Raw genomic sequence first — 15329 nt, 5'->3', positions numbered from 1 at the left:
GGCCGCGCCGCATTCGACGCCGGCGAACCGACCACCGCGAACCCCTACGCCGCCGCGGCACGCGCCGGACTGTCCTATCGCGACATCGTCGTCGACGGCACCGATATCGCCGAGGCGAACCCGCGAGCGACCATGCTCGCTCGGATGTGGCTCGCTGGCTGGCAATCCGGCCGCGACGCCGACGAATCGTCCCGCAGCTAAGCGGGATACGCGCGCACCGCCCCGCGCACATCGGGCGGCACCCCCAATTGTCCCGACCGGCGCGAGGCCGGCCGGAATCTCCGCGACGGAGGAACACCAGTGGATATCAAGCTGCCTACGCATCCGGTCTGGGGTCGCGCGATCGGCCACCGCCGAAACGGCGCACCGATCTACCTGATTCAGGGCGGATCGGGGGAGGGCGAACCTCCCGCCGGCGGCGGCCAGGGCGACGGCACCACACCGCCCGAGGGCTCGGCCCCGCCGACCGGCGAGGACCCGGGCAAGGGCAGCGACGGCGGCGATCTGGGCGAGGGCGGCAAGAAGGCGCTCGAAGCCGAGCGGAAGTTGCGGGCTGACGCCGAGAAGGCCCAGCGCGCGGCCGAGGCCAAGCTCAAGGCCATCGAGGACGCCAACAAGACCGAGGAGCAGCGCCGCGAGGAGCGCATGCGCCAGCTCGAGAAGGACGCCGCGAAGGCGACCCGATACGAGGCAGCCAACGCGGCCGGTCTGCCGCTGTCGATGGCCGGACGCCTGGTCGGCGACACCCCCGAGGAACTCGCCGCCGATGCCGAAGCGCTCAAGGCAGAACTCGCGGGCGTAAAGCCCGCGGACGACACCCCGCCCAAGCCCCCGACCCCGAAGCCGGACCGGCGGCAGGGCGGCGGGTCGACCAACGCCACTGGTGGATCTATGGCGGCCGGACGCGACGAGTACCGGGCGCGAAAACAACAGAACACCAAGTAATTCCACACTCTGAAAGGAGGGCACACGATGGACCTCAACGTGAAGACCGACATCTTCGGTCAGGACGATCAGTCGTGGCTCGCTTCGGCCGAAGGCACCGACCGGGCACGCCCGATCACCCTCGACCTGTCCACCTTCACCCAGGCCACTCACTACCCCGAGGGCTGGATGAAGTCGGGCTACGCGCTCAAGAAGCTCGGCAGCGGCCTGTACGGGCTGTTCTCCGTCGGCGACGAGTCGACCGCGGTGATCGCCGGCCATCTTCTGACCGCGCTCCGGGTGCCGGCGGGACTGACCAAGGTCGCTGGTGCTCTGCACTGGCACGGCGGCGTGATCGTCGCCAAGTTGCCCCACACCGTCAACGCTGCCGGGCAGGCGACTGCCAAGCAGATCAGCTACTTCTGAGAGGAGGCGTAACCGATGGCACTCGTGATCAATTCCGATTACGTCCAGCCGGCCGAACTGACCGGTTACGTGCGCGAAGCGTTGGCCGACATGCCGGTCAACGATCTCGCACTCGTCGACAACCTGTTGCCCGACAACATGATCGACGACGTCGAGTTCCGGGCGAACATCACTCAGCGCGGTCTGCGCCGAGCCGCTCAGTTCCGGTCGTACGACACCGAGGCGCGGATCACCGGCCGCAAGGGCATCACCCGAATCTCGGGTGAGCTGCCCCCGATGTCGGAGAAGCGGCGACTCGGCGAGTATGACCGGCTGCGGCTGCGCAAGGCCGACACCGCGATCCGCGACCTGATCTTCAACGACGCGGTCGAGCTGGCGGACGCGCTGCGGACCCGGATCATCATGGCCAAGGCCGAGGCGATCTACAGCGGCAAGGTCACCCTCGCGGAGAACGGTCTGTCGCTGACCGCCGATTTCGGTCGTGCGTCCGGCAACACCGTCACCGCGGCGACCAAGTGGGGAGTGACCGGCGCCGGCGCAGCCGACCCGATCAACGACCAGGAGACGTGGTTCTCGGTCTACCGCGGCACCAACTCCGGGAACCCGGGCCGCGCGATCACCTCGCAGCGCGTCATGTCCGCGCTGATGCGGAACGACAAGATCCGCGCGTACTGCCTGCCTCCGGGCTCGACGCAGGGCGTCGTGACTCGCGACCAGGTCAACGCGTTGTTCACCTCGTTCGGGCATCCCCCGTTCGAGATCTTCGACGCTCAGGTCGAGGACGCGGCGGGCAACGTCTCGCGGCTGTTCCCCGATACCGCGGTCGTCTACGTGCCGGGCTCGGGCGTCAAGATCGGCGAGACCGCCTGGGGCACCACGGCCGAGGCACTCGAGCCCGACTACGGCATCGACGAGACGGACGCGCCCGGCATCGTGGTCGGCTCGTACATCGACGCCGATCCGGTCGCGCGGTGGACCAAGGCGTCCGGTATCGGCCTGCCGCTGCTGCTGAACGCGAACGCCACAATGGTTGCGACGGTGCTGTGATGGCAGCGCTCAACACCACGGTGCACGTCTACGACGACGAAGGTATCCCGCACATTTACGGCCCCGGGGAGATCCCGCCGGACTGGGCGATCGCGAAGATCACCAACCCGGACGTCTGGGCCGAGGACGACGAGGACGACGACGTGATCGCCGATCCCGTCATCCCGACCGATCACACGCCGCAGGCTGGCAACACCCCACCGGCGAACGACTCGGACAACGGCGGCCAGGGCGACGGCGGCGACCAGCAGCCGGGCCCGGGCGATGCGCCGGCCAAGCCGATCGACGAGTGGACCGTGCCGCAGCTGCGCGACTACGCGCAGAAGGCTGGTATCGATCTGGACGGGGTGACCAGGCGAGCCGACATCCTCGCCGCGGTCAAGGCGGCGGCTGCCGCGCCCGCACCGAATGGTGACGCTCAGGCATGACCGCTGAACCGCTGTTCGCGATCGACGACGTGCAGGAGTATTCGGGCGAGACGTACAAAGATGCCGAGATCACGCAGGTGACTCGGTTCATCGCTCGCGCGTCGGCGAAGATGCGGTCGAGTGTGGCCGGCCTCGACGAGCGACTCGTCGACGGCCGCCTCGATCCGGAGACGGTCAAGGGCATCGGCGCCGCGATGGTGCTGCGTGCTCTGGCCGCCATGCGCCGCGGAATCGACGTCACCCGAACCGAGTATCCGGAGATCAGCGAGTCGTACGGCGGCAGCGGCACCAGGGCGAGCCTGGTGTACCTGACCGACGACGAACTCGACGAACTCACCGACACACCGGATACCGGCGACGCGTTCACGATCCGGACTGGCATCGCATGACCTTTCGCGAGAAATGGACCGTGCTGCTGCCCGGCCCGGCAACGACCGATCCCAGCACAGGCAACTCCATTCCGGGCGAGCCGGACGAGGTGCCGTGGACCGGTCTGCTGCAACAGCGGATCATCACCGCGCCCGAGCAGGACGACCTCGGCGGCGGCGTCACCACCGAGCGCCTGACCCTGCTACTGGATCCCGGTCTGCCAGTCGCGCTCGACCGGCGAGCGGTGCTGCGGTTCGACGGGCCCGCCGATGTCTCCGACATCGTCGCGGTCGGCGACACCGTCACCGTGCAGGGCACACCTCGAGTCCGCCGCCCCGCGCGGGGATCTCGGCGGCCCGCGTATATCGCCGCGATCGTGCGGCACGCATCCGACATGAAGGAGTAACCCATGCTCGCCACATGGACCGACGACAACGGCGTCACCCACACCGGCTCGGCCGACGGCCGCGCCTACCGCCAGCATCGCGCCAAGCACCCGGAAACGGCCGAACCGGCGAAGCCGGTCGAGTTCGCTACCGGAGGCACCGTAGAGCCCGCCCCGGCCCCGGCCGACGGTGAGGCATTCATCCCGCTCGCATCGTCCGAACCTGCCAGCGCCGCAGGCGAACCGGTCGGCGATCCCGCAGCCGCGGCCGAGCCGCGGAAGCGCAGCCGGTAGCCGATGGCCGGCTCGGCGCGGCTCACCATCTTCGATGGTGTGGTCAATGGCGCAGCGCGGGTGCTGTCGACGTCGCGGCGACGCGAGATCGCCAAGGAGATCGTCGAGGAAGCACGAGCGACCGCGCCCGTGCTGACCGGCGAATTCCGTGACGGCATCCGCGAGGACATCCACGGCAACGACGTCGACGTCGTCGATGACGACCCCGACGCCATGTACAAGGAATACGGGACCAGCGATACGCCAGCGCATGCGACGCTGACCGACGCTGCCCGCAAACACGGCCGGTACTCCGGATGGCAGCCGCGAGGGCGCCGCCGATGACACCGATCCCGTTCGCGCCCGGCGCCGTCCGGGCGTTCCTGATCGCGCAGCCGAAATTCACCGCGAAGGTGCCGGCCGACGCGATCACCACCCGCGAACTGCCCGCCCCGCTCACCGGTGTGTGTACCACCATCCGGGCGCCGGGCAACGTGGGCGAGGACCCGCTGCTGCGAAAGCCGCTCGTCCAGGTCGACGTGTGGGCACCGAAAATCGAAATCCTCGGCGGCACAACCGACCCCGAAGAACTCACCTGGGATATCGCGGCACTGGCAGGCGAACTGCTGGCCCGCGCGAAACCCCAAGAGTTCCGGGGCTCGGGTTGGAATGCCCGATGGACCGACGGACCGATCAACATGATCGACCTCAAACGCGGCCCCGACACTCCGCTGTACCGCGCGACGATCCGCGTGGAACTCAAGATGCGCGCGCCGCGCCACTGAAAACCATTCCAGTGCAGCCTATTTCGTGCTGCGCGCAATTCCTCTGAGGAGGTAGTCATGAGCGTTCACGCTGATCCCGAAAAGGCGTATGTGTGGCTCGACGGCGACGGATACCGTGCGCCGGCGGGCACCGTACTGCCCACCGACCCGTTCGCCGACAACCTGGTGTCCGGCTCCATCATGTGGGATCCGTTCGGCGGCATCGAAGCCGGCTTCGAGCTGAACGGCACCCGCGACGTCACACCGAAAAAGGTGTGGAACCGCCGCCGCGCACCCTACAAGGTGGTCAAGTCGCCCACCGAGGAGCGCATCAAGCTGCGCTGCGTCGACTACTCGGTCGCATCGACGCTGACCGCGCTGCAGGGCGGAAGCATCTCCGAAACCTCGCCCGGCTCGGGTGTGTTCCAGTGGAACGCCGGCGACGACGAGGACTTCGCGTTCGTCGCGGTCCTGCGCGACGAGGACGGCAACGCCGGTTTCTACTCGCCGCGAGTCACTCTCACCACGCCGCCGCCGCGGACCTTCGGCAAGGAAGACCTCGACGGTTTCGAGTTCGAACTGCTCGCGCTCGACCCGTTCGTGCCGTTGACCTCGTGGAACCCGCTGTGGGGCAGCTTCGTGGTCACACTGCCTCCGGGCACCACCGGCGGCACCTTCACGCTCGGGTTCGGTGGACAGAACACCAGCGGCCTCGCCAACGACGCCGCGAACAGCGCGGTGCAGACCGCGCTCGAAGGGCTGTCGACCATCGGCACCGGCAACGCGACCGTGACCGGCTCGGTGGGCGGCCCCTACACGGTGTTGATCAAGAAGCCGGGCCAGCTCAGCGCGTCCGGCGCGAGCCTGACCCCGTCGGGCACCGTGAAGGTCGAGCGAGGGTAATCAGTGGCGACACAACGCAAGTCCGGCGCCCAGTCGGCGTCGACCTCGCGGCGGCAGGCGCGGCCGGCAACCCCGGCCGCGCCCGCGGCGCCGGAACGAATCGGCATCCTCGACGAACTCGGCGTCGACGGCGGCGACCCGCAACCGATCGCGCTACTCGGTGTCGAGTGCGACGTGCGGCGGCGATTCACCGGCGACGAGGCGGCGACGTTTCTGCACTACCTGATCGGCGACAAATTCGAAGAAGCGCTCACGCTGCTCACCACTGACGGGCCTGCCCTGTGGGCGAAGATCCGCGAGCTCGACCCCGCCCATGCCGCCGTGGCGATGAACCGCATCACCAAGATTGCCGGGATCTATGACGCGGAGGGGGAACCGTTCGCGCCCCGGCGCTTGCCGAGCTTCTCGAGCCCGGCCGCTGGGGCGCAGCCTTCGCACGAGTCCAGCGCCACTACGGACTGAATCTGCGCACGGCTCTCGCCGAGATGCCGTATCGGGATGTCGCTGCGCTGCTCACAGATTCAGCAGCGCGCGACACCCAATCCGCCCGCGATTCGGAGAACATCGCGCGCCTGGTCGACCGCCTCGACTACCTGCTCAATTTCGACTACGTCGGCGGCACAACAGATCCCGACGATCCGGAAGTCAAACGCGACCGCGAGCGCCGCAAGGCGGCCGGCATCAAACCGCCACCGCTTCCCATCCTCGCGCCGATCGCGCTGCGCGATCCGGACGTCACGGCCGAGCTCGCCGAACGCGCTCGCGCCGAGCACCAGAAATACGAAGTGCCCCCGCCCCGGAAGTTGGGACTGCGGGAGCTGATGGCCCGATACGAGGGGAGGTGACCGCATGGCCGGTGGCCGGATCGACATCCTCGTAGCACCCGACACCCGCGAATTCGTGGGAAAGATGAAGCGGGACCTGCAGCCCGCGATCGGGGCAGCGACCGCGCTCGGCGGGGCGCTCGGGCTGGCGTTCGCCGGCACGGCCGCATTCGGTCAGGTCATCAAGATCGGCAACGAGTTCACGACCACGCTGAACACGATGAAGGCGGTCGCGAACGCGTCGGCCTCCGAGATGGCCGATGTGTCGGCGAAGGCCAAAGCTCTCGGAAACGACATCACCCTGCCGGGCACTTCGGCCAACGACGCCGCGGCGGCGATGACCGAACTCGCCAAAGGTGGGTTCAACGTCAAACAGTCGATGGACGCGGCGAAGGGTTCGCTGCAGCTGGCCGCCGCTGCCCAGATCGACGCCGCGCAGGCCGCGACCATCCAGTCCGCGGCGCTGCAGGCGTTCGGGCTGCAGGCAGGCGATGCGACCAGGGTTGCCGACGTGCTCGCCAACACCGCGAACGCGTCGAGCGCCGAAATCACCGACGTCGCGTACGCGTTGCAGTCCGGCGGCGCGGTCGCCCATCAATTCGGCCTCACGGTCGAGGACACCGCGGCAGCGATCGGCCTGTTCGCCAACTCCGGCATCAAGGGCTCCGACGCCGGCACCCTGCTCAAGTCCGCACTGCTGGCGCTGACCGACCAGGGCAAGCCCGCCCAGCAGGCGATGCACTCGCTCAACCTCACTGTCTACGACGCGCAGGGCAAATTCGTCGGCCTCCACAGTCTGTTCGGTCAGCTGCAGGACGCATCGAAGCGGATGACCGACCAGCAGTACCAGGCCGCTACCGCGACCCTGTTCGGCAGCGACGCCGCACGGTTGGCCGGCATCGCCGCGGAGAAGGGCGCCGCCGGCTACGACGCCATGCACGACGCCATGTCTCGGCAGGGCTCGGCCGCCGACGTCGCGAACGCGAAAATGCAGGGCCTGCCCGGCGCGATGGAGCGGATCCAGAACGCCGCCGAAGGCATGGCCCTCGAGGTGTACGACCTCGCCAAGGGACCGCTCACGGCGTTCGCGTCGGGCGCGGCCGACCTGATCAACGACGCCACCCCGCATCTAGTCGACGGACTACACACCGCGGCCGACGGCGCGGTCGAGCTGGGTCGCGCGGTCGCGCCGGTGGTGAAGTTCGTTGCCGACCTGCCGGCGCCCGTGCTCGCCGCGACCGCAGCGCTGGTCGCGCTGCGGGCCAGCGGAATCGGCAACACGCTCGGCACGCAGGTCGGGAACATGCGTGACAAGTTCCGCGGGTTCAACGAAGAGATGGCGGTGCAGCAGCAGCTCGCCGCCCGCAGCGGCGTCGAGCTGGGCCGCTACGGCGCCGCGATCGCCACCCTCGAGGCGCGGGTGCCCGTGCTGTCGAAGATGGGGGAGGCGTACCGCAACAGCGCGGAATCGGCGACCGTGTTCGCCCGCACGCAGGGCACCGTCGCCGCCGCGGCGTCCGGTGTCCGGTCGGCCGCCAGCGGTGTCGTGTCGATGCTCGGCGGACCGTGGGCACTCGCATTCACCGCCGGTGTCGCAGCGATCACCGCGAACATCGAGTCCGCCCAATCGGCGAAGGCCGCCCAGCGCGCGCTCGCCGACGCCACCGCCCAAGGTGCCCGTGCGCAGGCCGATTTCGCGAAGGCGGTCGGCGCCGCCAACGGTGGACTGTCACAGCAGGCAGTGTCCGCAGGATCCGCCGCCGTGCAGGCCTCACTCAAAGGCATCACCGAACTCGGCGAGCGCGGGCACAGCTCGATCGAGAACCTCGGCCACCTGCTCGACAACATCTCCGGCAACGGGCTCGGCAGCAACGACGCGTGGGAAAAGGAATACGACAAGGTCACCGGCGCAACCGAGCAGTACGAAGCGCTGCGCAAGGTGATGGGCGACCTGAAACTCGACATGAACGGCGTCGGGGAAGTCGTCACCCAAGGCGGACCCGCCTACGACAACCTCATCGCGAAACTGCAAGCCACCGGCGACGCCGGCAAACAGGTCGCCGCCACATTGAAGACCGCGCACGACCAGCTCGCCGAAGCCGCGCGCGCCGCGCAGACCGCGAGCCCCGGATTCTTCGACCTCACCGCGGCCGTGAAGATCCTCGCCGACCAGTCCAGCTCGGCCGCCGACCGCATCGACGCCATGAAGACCGCGCTGCAGGTGCTTTCAGGCAAGCCCGTCGCTGTGCAGGACGCGCTGGCCCGGTACAACGCGCAGGTGCGCGAGACCGCGCAGGCCACCGTCGATGTGTGGGACAAGACCCAAGGATTCGGGCAGGCGCTGATCGGGCAGGGCGGCCAGGTCGACACCGCCACATCGAACGGCCAGCGGCTCTACGACTCGCTGACCAAGATCCGTGACGCCACGATCACCGCGGCCGAGGCCGGCGCGAACATGGATCCGATTCTCGAGCAGAACCGGAAGCAGTTCGAACAGCTCGCCGCGTCGGCCGGCCTGAACGCCGACCAGGTGCGCGTGATGGCCGAGCAGCTCGGATACCTGCCCAAGGACATCACGATCCTCGCGCAGCTCAAGGGCGCCGACTCGACCGAGCAGCAGCTCGTCGTCATCGAGGGACTGCTGCGCAACAACGCGCAGGGCGTCGACATCCCGGTCACCGCGCTCACTGCCGAAGCGCGAGCCGAACTCGACAAGACCGGCGCCAAGGTCGAGGAAGTCAACGGCAAGCCCGGCATCGTGCACGTCAGCGCACCCGACGTGGCGGCCGTGATCGCGAAGCTCGACGAGCTGATCAACAAGGCACTGCCGGACAAGACGCAGCGGATCAACGTCGAATACCAAACCCGCGGCGAGGCACTCACGCAGCAGGGCAAGCCGTCGGACTTCGTCGGACCGGTCACGGTCGCGCCGAAGCCACGCGCCGACGGAGGCATCGACGGGCCGCTGCCGTCGCAGGCGAAGATCCAGCCGGTCCAGTCGCGGTTGTACCAGTACGCCGAACCCGAGACCGGCGGCGAAGCGTTCATCCCGCTCGCGCCCGCGAAGCGGTCTCGCTCAACCGAGATCCTCGGCACCGTCGCAGCGCATTTCGGGTACGGGCTAACGCCGATGGCCGACGGCGGCATCGCCATCGACCGGACGATGACGGCACTACGCGCCGAGGCGGGCAAGCCCTACCAGTACGGCGGCGTCGGCAATCCGTCGTGGGACTGCTCAGCGCTGGTCTCGTACGCCTATGCGCTGCTGAAAGGGCTCGAACCGCACGTCCGCTACTTCACCACCGAAAGCGATTTCAGCGGCCTCGGATTCCTGCCCGGCGCCGACCCGACCGGCCGCGGCCTGAACATCGGTGTCTACCGCGGCGGCGGCGGCGAGTACTCGCACATGGCGGGCAAGCTCAACGGCACCCCGATCGAGTCGAATTCGTCCGGCGTGCACATCGGGCCCGGCGCAACCGACCCGGGCGACTCGCAGTTCCCGCTCAAGATGTATCTGCCGGGGTCGGCATTCAGTCCGCCGGACAACGGCAGCGGCCGAAAGAGCAAGCGGCGCAAAGAGAAGTCGTGGGACGAGTCCGACGAGCTCGAGCTGCAATCGGCGATCGTGTCGCGCGACAAGGCCAACATCCAGCGCGACAAGGACCTCGCCGACCCGAAGAAGGACGACAACGACAAGAAGCAGGCGCAGATCTCGGCGCAGCAGGCCGACCTCCGGGTGCGCGAACTCGAGCAGAAGAAGCAGGACGCGCAGGGCAGCGGCGGCGACGTGCCCGAAGCACCGCCGCTGCAAGGGAATCTGACCGACGACCAGATCCGGTTGCAAGAGCTGCACCAGGCCGTCGAGGACGCCAAGTTCGACCGTGACGACGTGTACGCGGACCCGACCGCGACCGAGGCCGACCGGCACAAGGCCGACCGCGACTATCAGAAGGCGATCAACGCCGAGCGCGCCGAGATCAAGAAACAGCGCGACGAGGCATGGGGACTCGGCGGCAGCAACACCAGTAGCCCGGTCGCGCTGCTCGGCGAAGCGGTCAAGTCCGCGGTCACCGGCGCGGCCGGTGAGGCGCTCTCGGCGATCGGACTCGGCGGCGACATCGGCGGCACGACCGGCGCGCTGATCGGCATCGCCGCAACCGTCGCCCAGAAACAGGCATCCGACGCCGCCGACCAGGCCGCCGCCGCGCCGCCGCCGGCATCGGCGAGCGACGACGAGATCCGGGCACAGGGACCTGTCACGCCCGGCACCTACAACTGGCTGCCGCAGCTGCTCAAGACCTTCCAACTTCCGATGGTGCTGCGCGACCAGGGCGGCCCGCTGCCGCACGGTGTCGCCGCCCTGAATCTGTCCGGCCAGGAGGAATACGTGCTGTCTCCCGGTGACCTGCGCAACGCGCGCGCAATGGCCGCCACCCGCGCCCCGGCGCCCGCACCCGTCCACAACATCGACGCCGGCGTCACCATCGAGAACCTGCACACCGGCATGAGCGCGGGCGAGTTCCAACGCGAGTGGAAGCTGATCAAGCAAGGCCAGCGTGACCGAGTGTCCGGGCTGGTGGCGCGATGATCCCACCCGACGACACCGTCATCGGCTGCGAGGGGCCGCGCGGCCAGTGGTGGGACGTCGCCGGTCCGGACCAGTGGAAGCAGGGCATCGCCCTGGCCGACGAGGAGTCCGGCACCGACTTCGACGGCATGTTCGATCCGCCGGTGACCGCGCTGTACAACAGCACGGCGTACGAAATCGGCGCCACGTTCAACGGCATCAAGGAAGACAAATACGATTTCGCGCTCGCATTCGAAATCATGAGCCTGCCCAACATGCCGTGGGCGCGAATCGATTCGGCGTTCCGGAACAGCTGGTCATACAAGCGTGACTCCAAGATCTGGGTCACCGCGGACGGATCGCGCCGGTATCTACCGGTCCGCCTCGCTGGCAAGCCGCGGCTCAAGACGAACAACGACCCGAACTCCGAGAAGACCGCCCGCATCACCCTGCCGTTGGTGGCCGGCTACCCGCGGTGGATCGAGGCACCGCAACCGTCCTCGTTCATCACACAGACTGACACCACCGGCGGCGGAACCGAAACCGGACACGTGTGGGTCGACAACCCACTGCCCGAGGACTACGACGCCTATCCGATCTGGGATATCCAGGCCGCAGCCGAGGGCATCACGGTCACGCTGCCGGATTACTCGTGGGGCAACGACCTTCACGAGCGCGCCGACGAGGACGCGCTACGCAAGGTCGTGCTCGCGCCGCTGCATCTCGGCGAGCACCTGCACATCACCGTCGACCCGATGAGCATGGGCGGCCAATTCAACACGGCGACCAAGAGCGAATACAGCGGCCGGATGGGCGGTATCCGGCTGATGTACCCGATCCCGGGCGGCGGCGTCGTACCCCGCCAGCAGATCCCGGTCACCGTCACCGGGGCGCCGATCGGCACTCGTATCCGTCTCACCGTGCCGCGTGAGTGGCCGCGACCGTGGGGGCTCGACGAATGACCGCGATCGCCGAAGACATCGACTTCGATGCCGTATTCGACGAGATCGTCGCCGACCTCCGCAAGGACAACGACCGGCGGCTGATCCCGCCGAAGATGTCGCTGTTCGACGGCGACTTCGTCCTCGCGGGCGAGATCCACCGCGAGATCTCCGCGAAGTTCACGCTCCCGGAGAACGAGACCGGCACCGGTGTGGTCGAGCTGCCCGCGCAGTACTACCTCGCGCGGTGGCTTACCGACGTCTACGGCCGGTCAAAGAAGAACGTGATCATCGTCGTCGAGAAGGACGGCGGCCAGTGGTCCGGATTCCTCGATGACCTCGAGCAGTTCAAGGATCCCGAGACCGGGCAGCGGATCGTACGCGCGCACTTCCTCAGCGACTACGAACACCTGAAACACATTCTGGTCTACTGCAATCCGTTCCTGCCGCCGGAATTCCAGTTCCCGCGCGTCTACATCATGGGCCCGCTGCCCGCACGTTTCGCGCTGACGCTGACCCTGTTCCTGCAGCTGCTGCGGCTTGAGGGCTCGCTGTGGACGCTGCCCGACAACCCGCTCGACCCGAGCCAATGGATCAATTTGGACCAGTCGACGTGGTCGCAGGTGGTCGAGCCCGTCGACCTGTTCGCCGACTCATCCACGATCTGCATCGTCCACAGCCGGTTCAAGTACATGCACGACGTGCAGAAGCGCATCACCGACGATGCACAGCTGACGTGGCAGCCGCGCCGGCACATGCCCGGCGACCCGCCCCCGTGGCCCGGCGCGAATGTGAAGCCCGGCGCGATCGTGTGGAAGCTGGTCGACAACTCCGCATGGAACACCGAGACCAGTTTCGGCGGCTCGGTGTGGACCGGCCTGGTGCGCGCGTTCACCGAAATCGGCTCCGACGGATACACCGAGGGCGTCGACATCATCGACGACCCCACGTTCCCGAGCGAGTACGGGCAGTCGGGCTACTGGGGAACGAATCCCCGTGCGCCGCACATCATCCTGCGCGACGGCGACCACACCGCCATCACTTCGAACTCGTTCCACTACAAGCCCCCGAGCGATGTCGGGTTCGTAGCCGGTGGTCACTCAGCCTATGGCGTGAACGAGATGATCTCGGCGGCGATCAACATGGCCGGCGACTTCATCAGCGCCATCATCCCGGTCGGCGCACCGCCTCTCGGGGGAGCTGCTGATGCCCTCGCGAAACCGCTCTACACCGACGTCGTGCTCAGCTGGCAGAAGATCAAGCTGATCGGCCGGGCGCAAGAGCTCGGCTGGTCTCATCTGCACGAAACCCTCTGTGGCGGAAGCGATCGCGCGTACTGGGTGAACGCGCTTATCGCGCTACGTACCGGCATCTGGCGGACCTCCGAGAAGACGACTCACACCGTGACGGTCGTCGACGGCGCCGAGGGATTGCGGATCGGGCAGAACGGCAAAGGCAACGCCTGGTTGGGCACGCGGATCGGCACCACGGTCAAGGACTGGGGCGAGCCCGGCCGCGTCTACGTCGACCGCATCAGCGAGCTGGTGCTCGAGTGGTCGCGCGACAAGGCGGTCGCTTGGACCATCACCGTCGGCCACCGCGACCCCGAGGACCCGGTGCAGAAGGCAATCGAGATGGCGCAAGAGCTGTTCTCCATCACCCGTGACCTCGGCGTCCTCTGACACGAAACGGAGACCAACGACATGGCCGGCCGCATCTGGCGCATCGAAGACATCGACCCCGACAACCCCGAGGAACGGTTTCTGCCCGCACTGCAATGCATCCCGCTCGGCCCGGGAATGCAACGCATGGTGCTGCCTGAGCCGATGTGCCGCATGATTTCCAAGCACCTGACCGAAGCAGGCTGCCCGCCGATGGATCCCGCGCTGGCGACGAAGGAATACCTGCCTCCAGTGCGCGGGATCAACCATCCCCTCAACGGTGCCGCTGACTGGGTGAAACCCGGCACCCCGGCGCCTGAGCCGTACACGGTGCAGGACCCCGAAAGCCTCACCGTGCACGAACAAGCGGCGCAGCTCGAGCGGTATCGGCACATGGGCTACCGGATCGAGAAACCGCAGCCCGAACCCAGCGCCGCCCGCACCGTCGACGCGATCGACGAACCACCACGGTTCGACCCCGGCACGCACAGCGTGACCGAGGTGTGCAGCTACCTGCGCGAGCTGGCCGACACCGATCCGGTCGAACGTGGCCGGGTCCTCTATGCGGAGCGAAACGGCAAGAACCGCAACGGAATTCTGAAGAGGTTCACATGAGCGAACGCTATTGGCCGCTCGGCCACGGCCGAATCCAGACGTCGCCGTTCGGGCCGCGCGATGGTGGATTCCACTACGGCCAGGACTTCGGCCGCGACGGTGGCAGCGCGGGCATGCCGGTCTACGCCGCGCAGGCCGGCCGTGTAGTCAACGCCGGACCGGCCAGCGGATTCGGCGGCCCGGACCCCGCGGGCTGGGTCGTCATCGACCACCCGACCGAGGCCGGTAGCGGCACCACGGTCTACGGCCACATCGTGCGCGAGGTCGCGCCCGGCGACCAGGTCACAGCAGGACAGCGCATCGGCCGTATCAACCCCGACAGCCGCAGCAACGGCGGCGTCGCCCCGCACCTGCATTTCGAAGTTCACCGGTCGGTGTGGGCGAAGGCAGACAGCGGCGACCGTCTCGACCCGCTGCCGTGGCTGACCGGCGCGAAAGAACCAGGAGGCGAAAACATGCCAGCAGATATACCGGCCGCCCCGCCGGTCACATTCGGCATCGACATCTCGAATCACCAGGAAGGCCTCGACCTTCGGCGCGTGTTCGATGAAGGATTCGAATACGTCATCGCCAAGGTCAGCGAGGGCGACTACTTCCGCGACAGTGAATGGCCCGGATTCCGTGACACCACCCTCGCCGCGGGCAAGATCCTCGTCGGCTACCACTACGTGCGCGCCGACTGCGATATCGAGGCACAAGCCGACCTGTTCGTCGCCCAGCTCGGCGACAAGAGCATCCCCGCGATGATCGACCACGAGGCCAACTCCGGCGGCGCGGATGTGGCCCGCGCGATGGTCGCGGCGATCCAACGGCGCGGCGTGCGTGTCGGTCTGACGTATCTGCCGCGCTGGTATCACGAGCAGATCGGCTCGCCCGACCTGACCGGCCTACCGCCGCTGATGTCGTCGAGCTACGGCGCCTACCGAGCGGGCTACGCGTCGGCGATCTACCCGGGCGGCCACGACAGCGGCTGGCAGAGCTACGGCGGCCTCGACGTCGCGATCTTCCAGTTCTCCGAGCAGGGCCTTGTCGCGGGCCGCTCGGTCGACGTCGACGCATTCCGCGGCACCCCCGACCAACTCCGAGCACTACTGACAGGAGACGAAGACATGCCCAGTGCAGACGAAATCGCCAAGGCCGTATGGGCGCACCGGCCCACCAAGCCCAACGGTGCGACCGACGCCACCGCGGGCGAGATGCTC

18 protein-coding genes are annotated in these 15329 nt (G+C 67.9%); all 18 read left to right on the top strand.

Annotated features, from left to right (window positions below; genetic code table 11):
- Positions 1-201 (top strand): hypothetical protein (locus IRT45_RS34495; protein WP_194809960.1); only part of this gene is annotated, 201 nt, incomplete at its 5' end.
- Between the two features lie 99 nt (positions 202-300).
- Positions 301-945 carry a hypothetical protein gene (locus IRT45_RS34490; protein WP_194809959.1) on the top strand — a complete coding sequence of 215 codons (645 nt, stop codon included), beginning with the start codon at positions 301-303 and terminating at the stop codon, positions 943-945.
- Between the two features lie 27 nt (positions 946-972).
- The gene (locus IRT45_RS34485; RefSeq protein ID WP_194809958.1) at positions 973-1350 is read left to right on the top strand and encodes a head decoration protein; all 378 of its coding nucleotides are present in this window, start codon (positions 973-975) and stop codon (positions 1348-1350) included.
- Positions 1351-1365: 15 nt separating this feature from the next.
- Positions 1366-2397, top strand: a complete 1032-nt coding sequence (locus tag IRT45_RS34480) for a major capsid protein (protein WP_194809957.1) — start codon at positions 1366-1368, stop codon at positions 2395-2397.
- Entirely contained in the window at positions 2397-2825 is a 429-nt protein-coding gene (locus tag IRT45_RS34475) for a hypothetical protein (protein ID WP_194809956.1), read from the top strand. Before IRT45_RS34480 ends, IRT45_RS34475 begins: the two co-directional genes overlap by 1 nt.
- Positions 2822-3214 (top strand): hypothetical protein, encoded by a 393-nt coding sequence (locus IRT45_RS34470; RefSeq protein WP_194809955.1) that lies wholly within the window; start codon positions 2822-2824, stop codon positions 3212-3214. Before IRT45_RS34475 ends, IRT45_RS34470 begins: the two co-directional genes overlap by 4 nt.
- Complete coding sequence (locus tag IRT45_RS34465; RefSeq protein WP_194809954.1) at positions 3211-3600, top strand: hypothetical protein; 390 nt, start codon at positions 3211-3213, stop codon at positions 3598-3600. Before IRT45_RS34470 ends, IRT45_RS34465 begins: the two co-directional genes overlap by 4 nt.
- A 3-nt stretch (positions 3601-3603) precedes the next feature.
- On the top strand, positions 3604-3873 hold the full coding sequence (locus IRT45_RS34460) for a hypothetical protein (RefSeq protein WP_194809953.1): 270 nt from the start codon (positions 3604-3606) through the stop codon (positions 3871-3873).
- A 3-nt stretch (positions 3874-3876) separates the two neighbouring features.
- The gene (locus IRT45_RS34455) at positions 3877-4197 is read left to right on the top strand and encodes an HK97 gp10 family phage protein (protein ID WP_194809952.1); all 321 of its coding nucleotides are present in this window, start codon (positions 3877-3879) and stop codon (positions 4195-4197) included.
- Entirely contained in the window at positions 4194-4637 is a 444-nt protein-coding gene (locus IRT45_RS34450; protein WP_194809951.1) for a hypothetical protein, read from the top strand. The genes IRT45_RS34455 and IRT45_RS34450 overlap by 4 nt, the downstream gene beginning before the upstream one ends.
- A gap of 57 nt (positions 4638-4694) precedes the next feature.
- A complete protein-coding gene (locus tag IRT45_RS34445) occupies positions 4695-5519 on the top strand; it encodes a hypothetical protein (RefSeq protein ID WP_194809950.1) in 825 nt (274 codons plus the stop codon).
- A 3-nt stretch (positions 5520-5522) separates the two neighbouring features.
- Positions 5523-5981, top strand: a complete 459-nt coding sequence (locus IRT45_RS34440; protein WP_194809949.1) for a hypothetical protein — start codon at positions 5523-5525, stop codon at positions 5979-5981.
- Positions 5982-6004: 23 nt separating this feature from the next.
- Complete coding sequence (locus IRT45_RS34435) at positions 6005-6364, top strand: hypothetical protein (RefSeq protein ID WP_194809948.1); 360 nt, start codon at positions 6005-6007, stop codon at positions 6362-6364.
- Between the two features lie 4 nt (positions 6365-6368).
- Positions 6369-10931, top strand: a complete 4563-nt coding sequence (locus IRT45_RS37370) for a phage tail tape measure protein (RefSeq protein ID WP_228535897.1) — start codon at positions 6369-6371, stop codon at positions 10929-10931.
- Positions 10928-11872, top strand: a complete 945-nt coding sequence (locus IRT45_RS34425; protein ID WP_194809947.1) for a hypothetical protein — start codon at positions 10928-10930, stop codon at positions 11870-11872. Before IRT45_RS37370 ends, IRT45_RS34425 begins: the two co-directional genes overlap by 4 nt.
- Positions 11869-13533: a phage tail protein gene (locus IRT45_RS34420; RefSeq protein WP_194809946.1), complete on the top strand. Its 1665-nt coding sequence runs from the start codon at positions 11869-11871 to the stop codon at positions 13531-13533. The genes IRT45_RS34425 and IRT45_RS34420 overlap by 4 nt, the downstream gene beginning before the upstream one ends.
- A gap of 21 nt (positions 13534-13554) precedes the next feature.
- Positions 13555-14127 (top strand): DUF2744 domain-containing protein, encoded by a 573-nt coding sequence (locus IRT45_RS34415; RefSeq protein ID WP_194809945.1) that lies wholly within the window; start codon positions 13555-13557, stop codon positions 14125-14127.
- On the top strand, positions 14124-15329 hold a 1206-nt coding region (locus IRT45_RS34410), incomplete at its 3' end, for a peptidoglycan DD-metalloendopeptidase family protein (RefSeq protein ID WP_194809944.1). The genes IRT45_RS34415 and IRT45_RS34410, both read left to right, overlap by 4 nt.

Origin of the sequence: Nocardia sp. BSTN01, assembly GCF_015354405.1 — a bacterium.
Classification (GTDB): Bacteria; Actinomycetota; Actinomycetes; order Mycobacteriales; family Mycobacteriaceae; genus Nocardia.
Note: the sequence above shows the minus strand (reverse complement) of the source record. Positions and strands in the feature narration are given on the sequence as shown.

Excerpts from the sequence above, each read along its gene's own strand:
- IRT45_RS34485 (WP_194809958.1), top strand. The coding sequence starts at position 973 with ATGGACCTCAACGTGAAGACCGACATCTTCGGTCAGGACGATCAGTCG.
- IRT45_RS34480 (WP_194809957.1), top strand. The coding sequence starts at position 1,366 with ATGGCACTCGTGATCAATTCCGATTACGTCCAGCCGGCCGAACTGACC.
- IRT45_RS34475 (WP_194809956.1), top strand. The coding sequence starts at position 2,397 with ATGGCAGCGCTCAACACCACGGTGCACGTCTACGACGACGAAGGTATC.
- IRT45_RS34470 (WP_194809955.1), top strand. The coding sequence starts at position 2,822 with ATGACCGCTGAACCGCTGTTCGCGATCGACGACGTGCAGGAGTATTCG.
- IRT45_RS34465 (WP_194809954.1), top strand. The coding sequence starts at position 3,211 with ATGACCTTTCGCGAGAAATGGACCGTGCTGCTGCCCGGCCCGGCAACG.
- IRT45_RS34460 (WP_194809953.1), top strand. The coding sequence starts at position 3,604 with ATGCTCGCCACATGGACCGACGACAACGGCGTCACCCACACCGGCTCG.
- IRT45_RS34455 (WP_194809952.1), top strand. The coding sequence starts at position 3,877 with ATGGCCGGCTCGGCGCGGCTCACCATCTTCGATGGTGTGGTCAATGGC.
- IRT45_RS34450 (WP_194809951.1), top strand. The coding sequence starts at position 4,194 with ATGACACCGATCCCGTTCGCGCCCGGCGCCGTCCGGGCGTTCCTGATC.
- IRT45_RS34445 (WP_194809950.1), top strand. The coding sequence starts at position 4,695 with ATGAGCGTTCACGCTGATCCCGAAAAGGCGTATGTGTGGCTCGACGGC.
- IRT45_RS34435 (WP_194809948.1), top strand. The coding sequence starts at position 6,005 with ATGCCGTATCGGGATGTCGCTGCGCTGCTCACAGATTCAGCAGCGCGC.
- IRT45_RS37370 (WP_228535897.1), top strand. The coding sequence starts at position 6,369 with ATGGCCGGTGGCCGGATCGACATCCTCGTAGCACCCGACACCCGCGAA.
- IRT45_RS34425 (WP_194809947.1), top strand. The coding sequence starts at position 10,928 with ATGATCCCACCCGACGACACCGTCATCGGCTGCGAGGGGCCGCGCGGC.
- IRT45_RS34420 (WP_194809946.1), top strand. The coding sequence starts at position 11,869 with ATGACCGCGATCGCCGAAGACATCGACTTCGATGCCGTATTCGACGAG.
- IRT45_RS34415 (WP_194809945.1), top strand. The coding sequence starts at position 13,555 with ATGGCCGGCCGCATCTGGCGCATCGAAGACATCGACCCCGACAACCCC.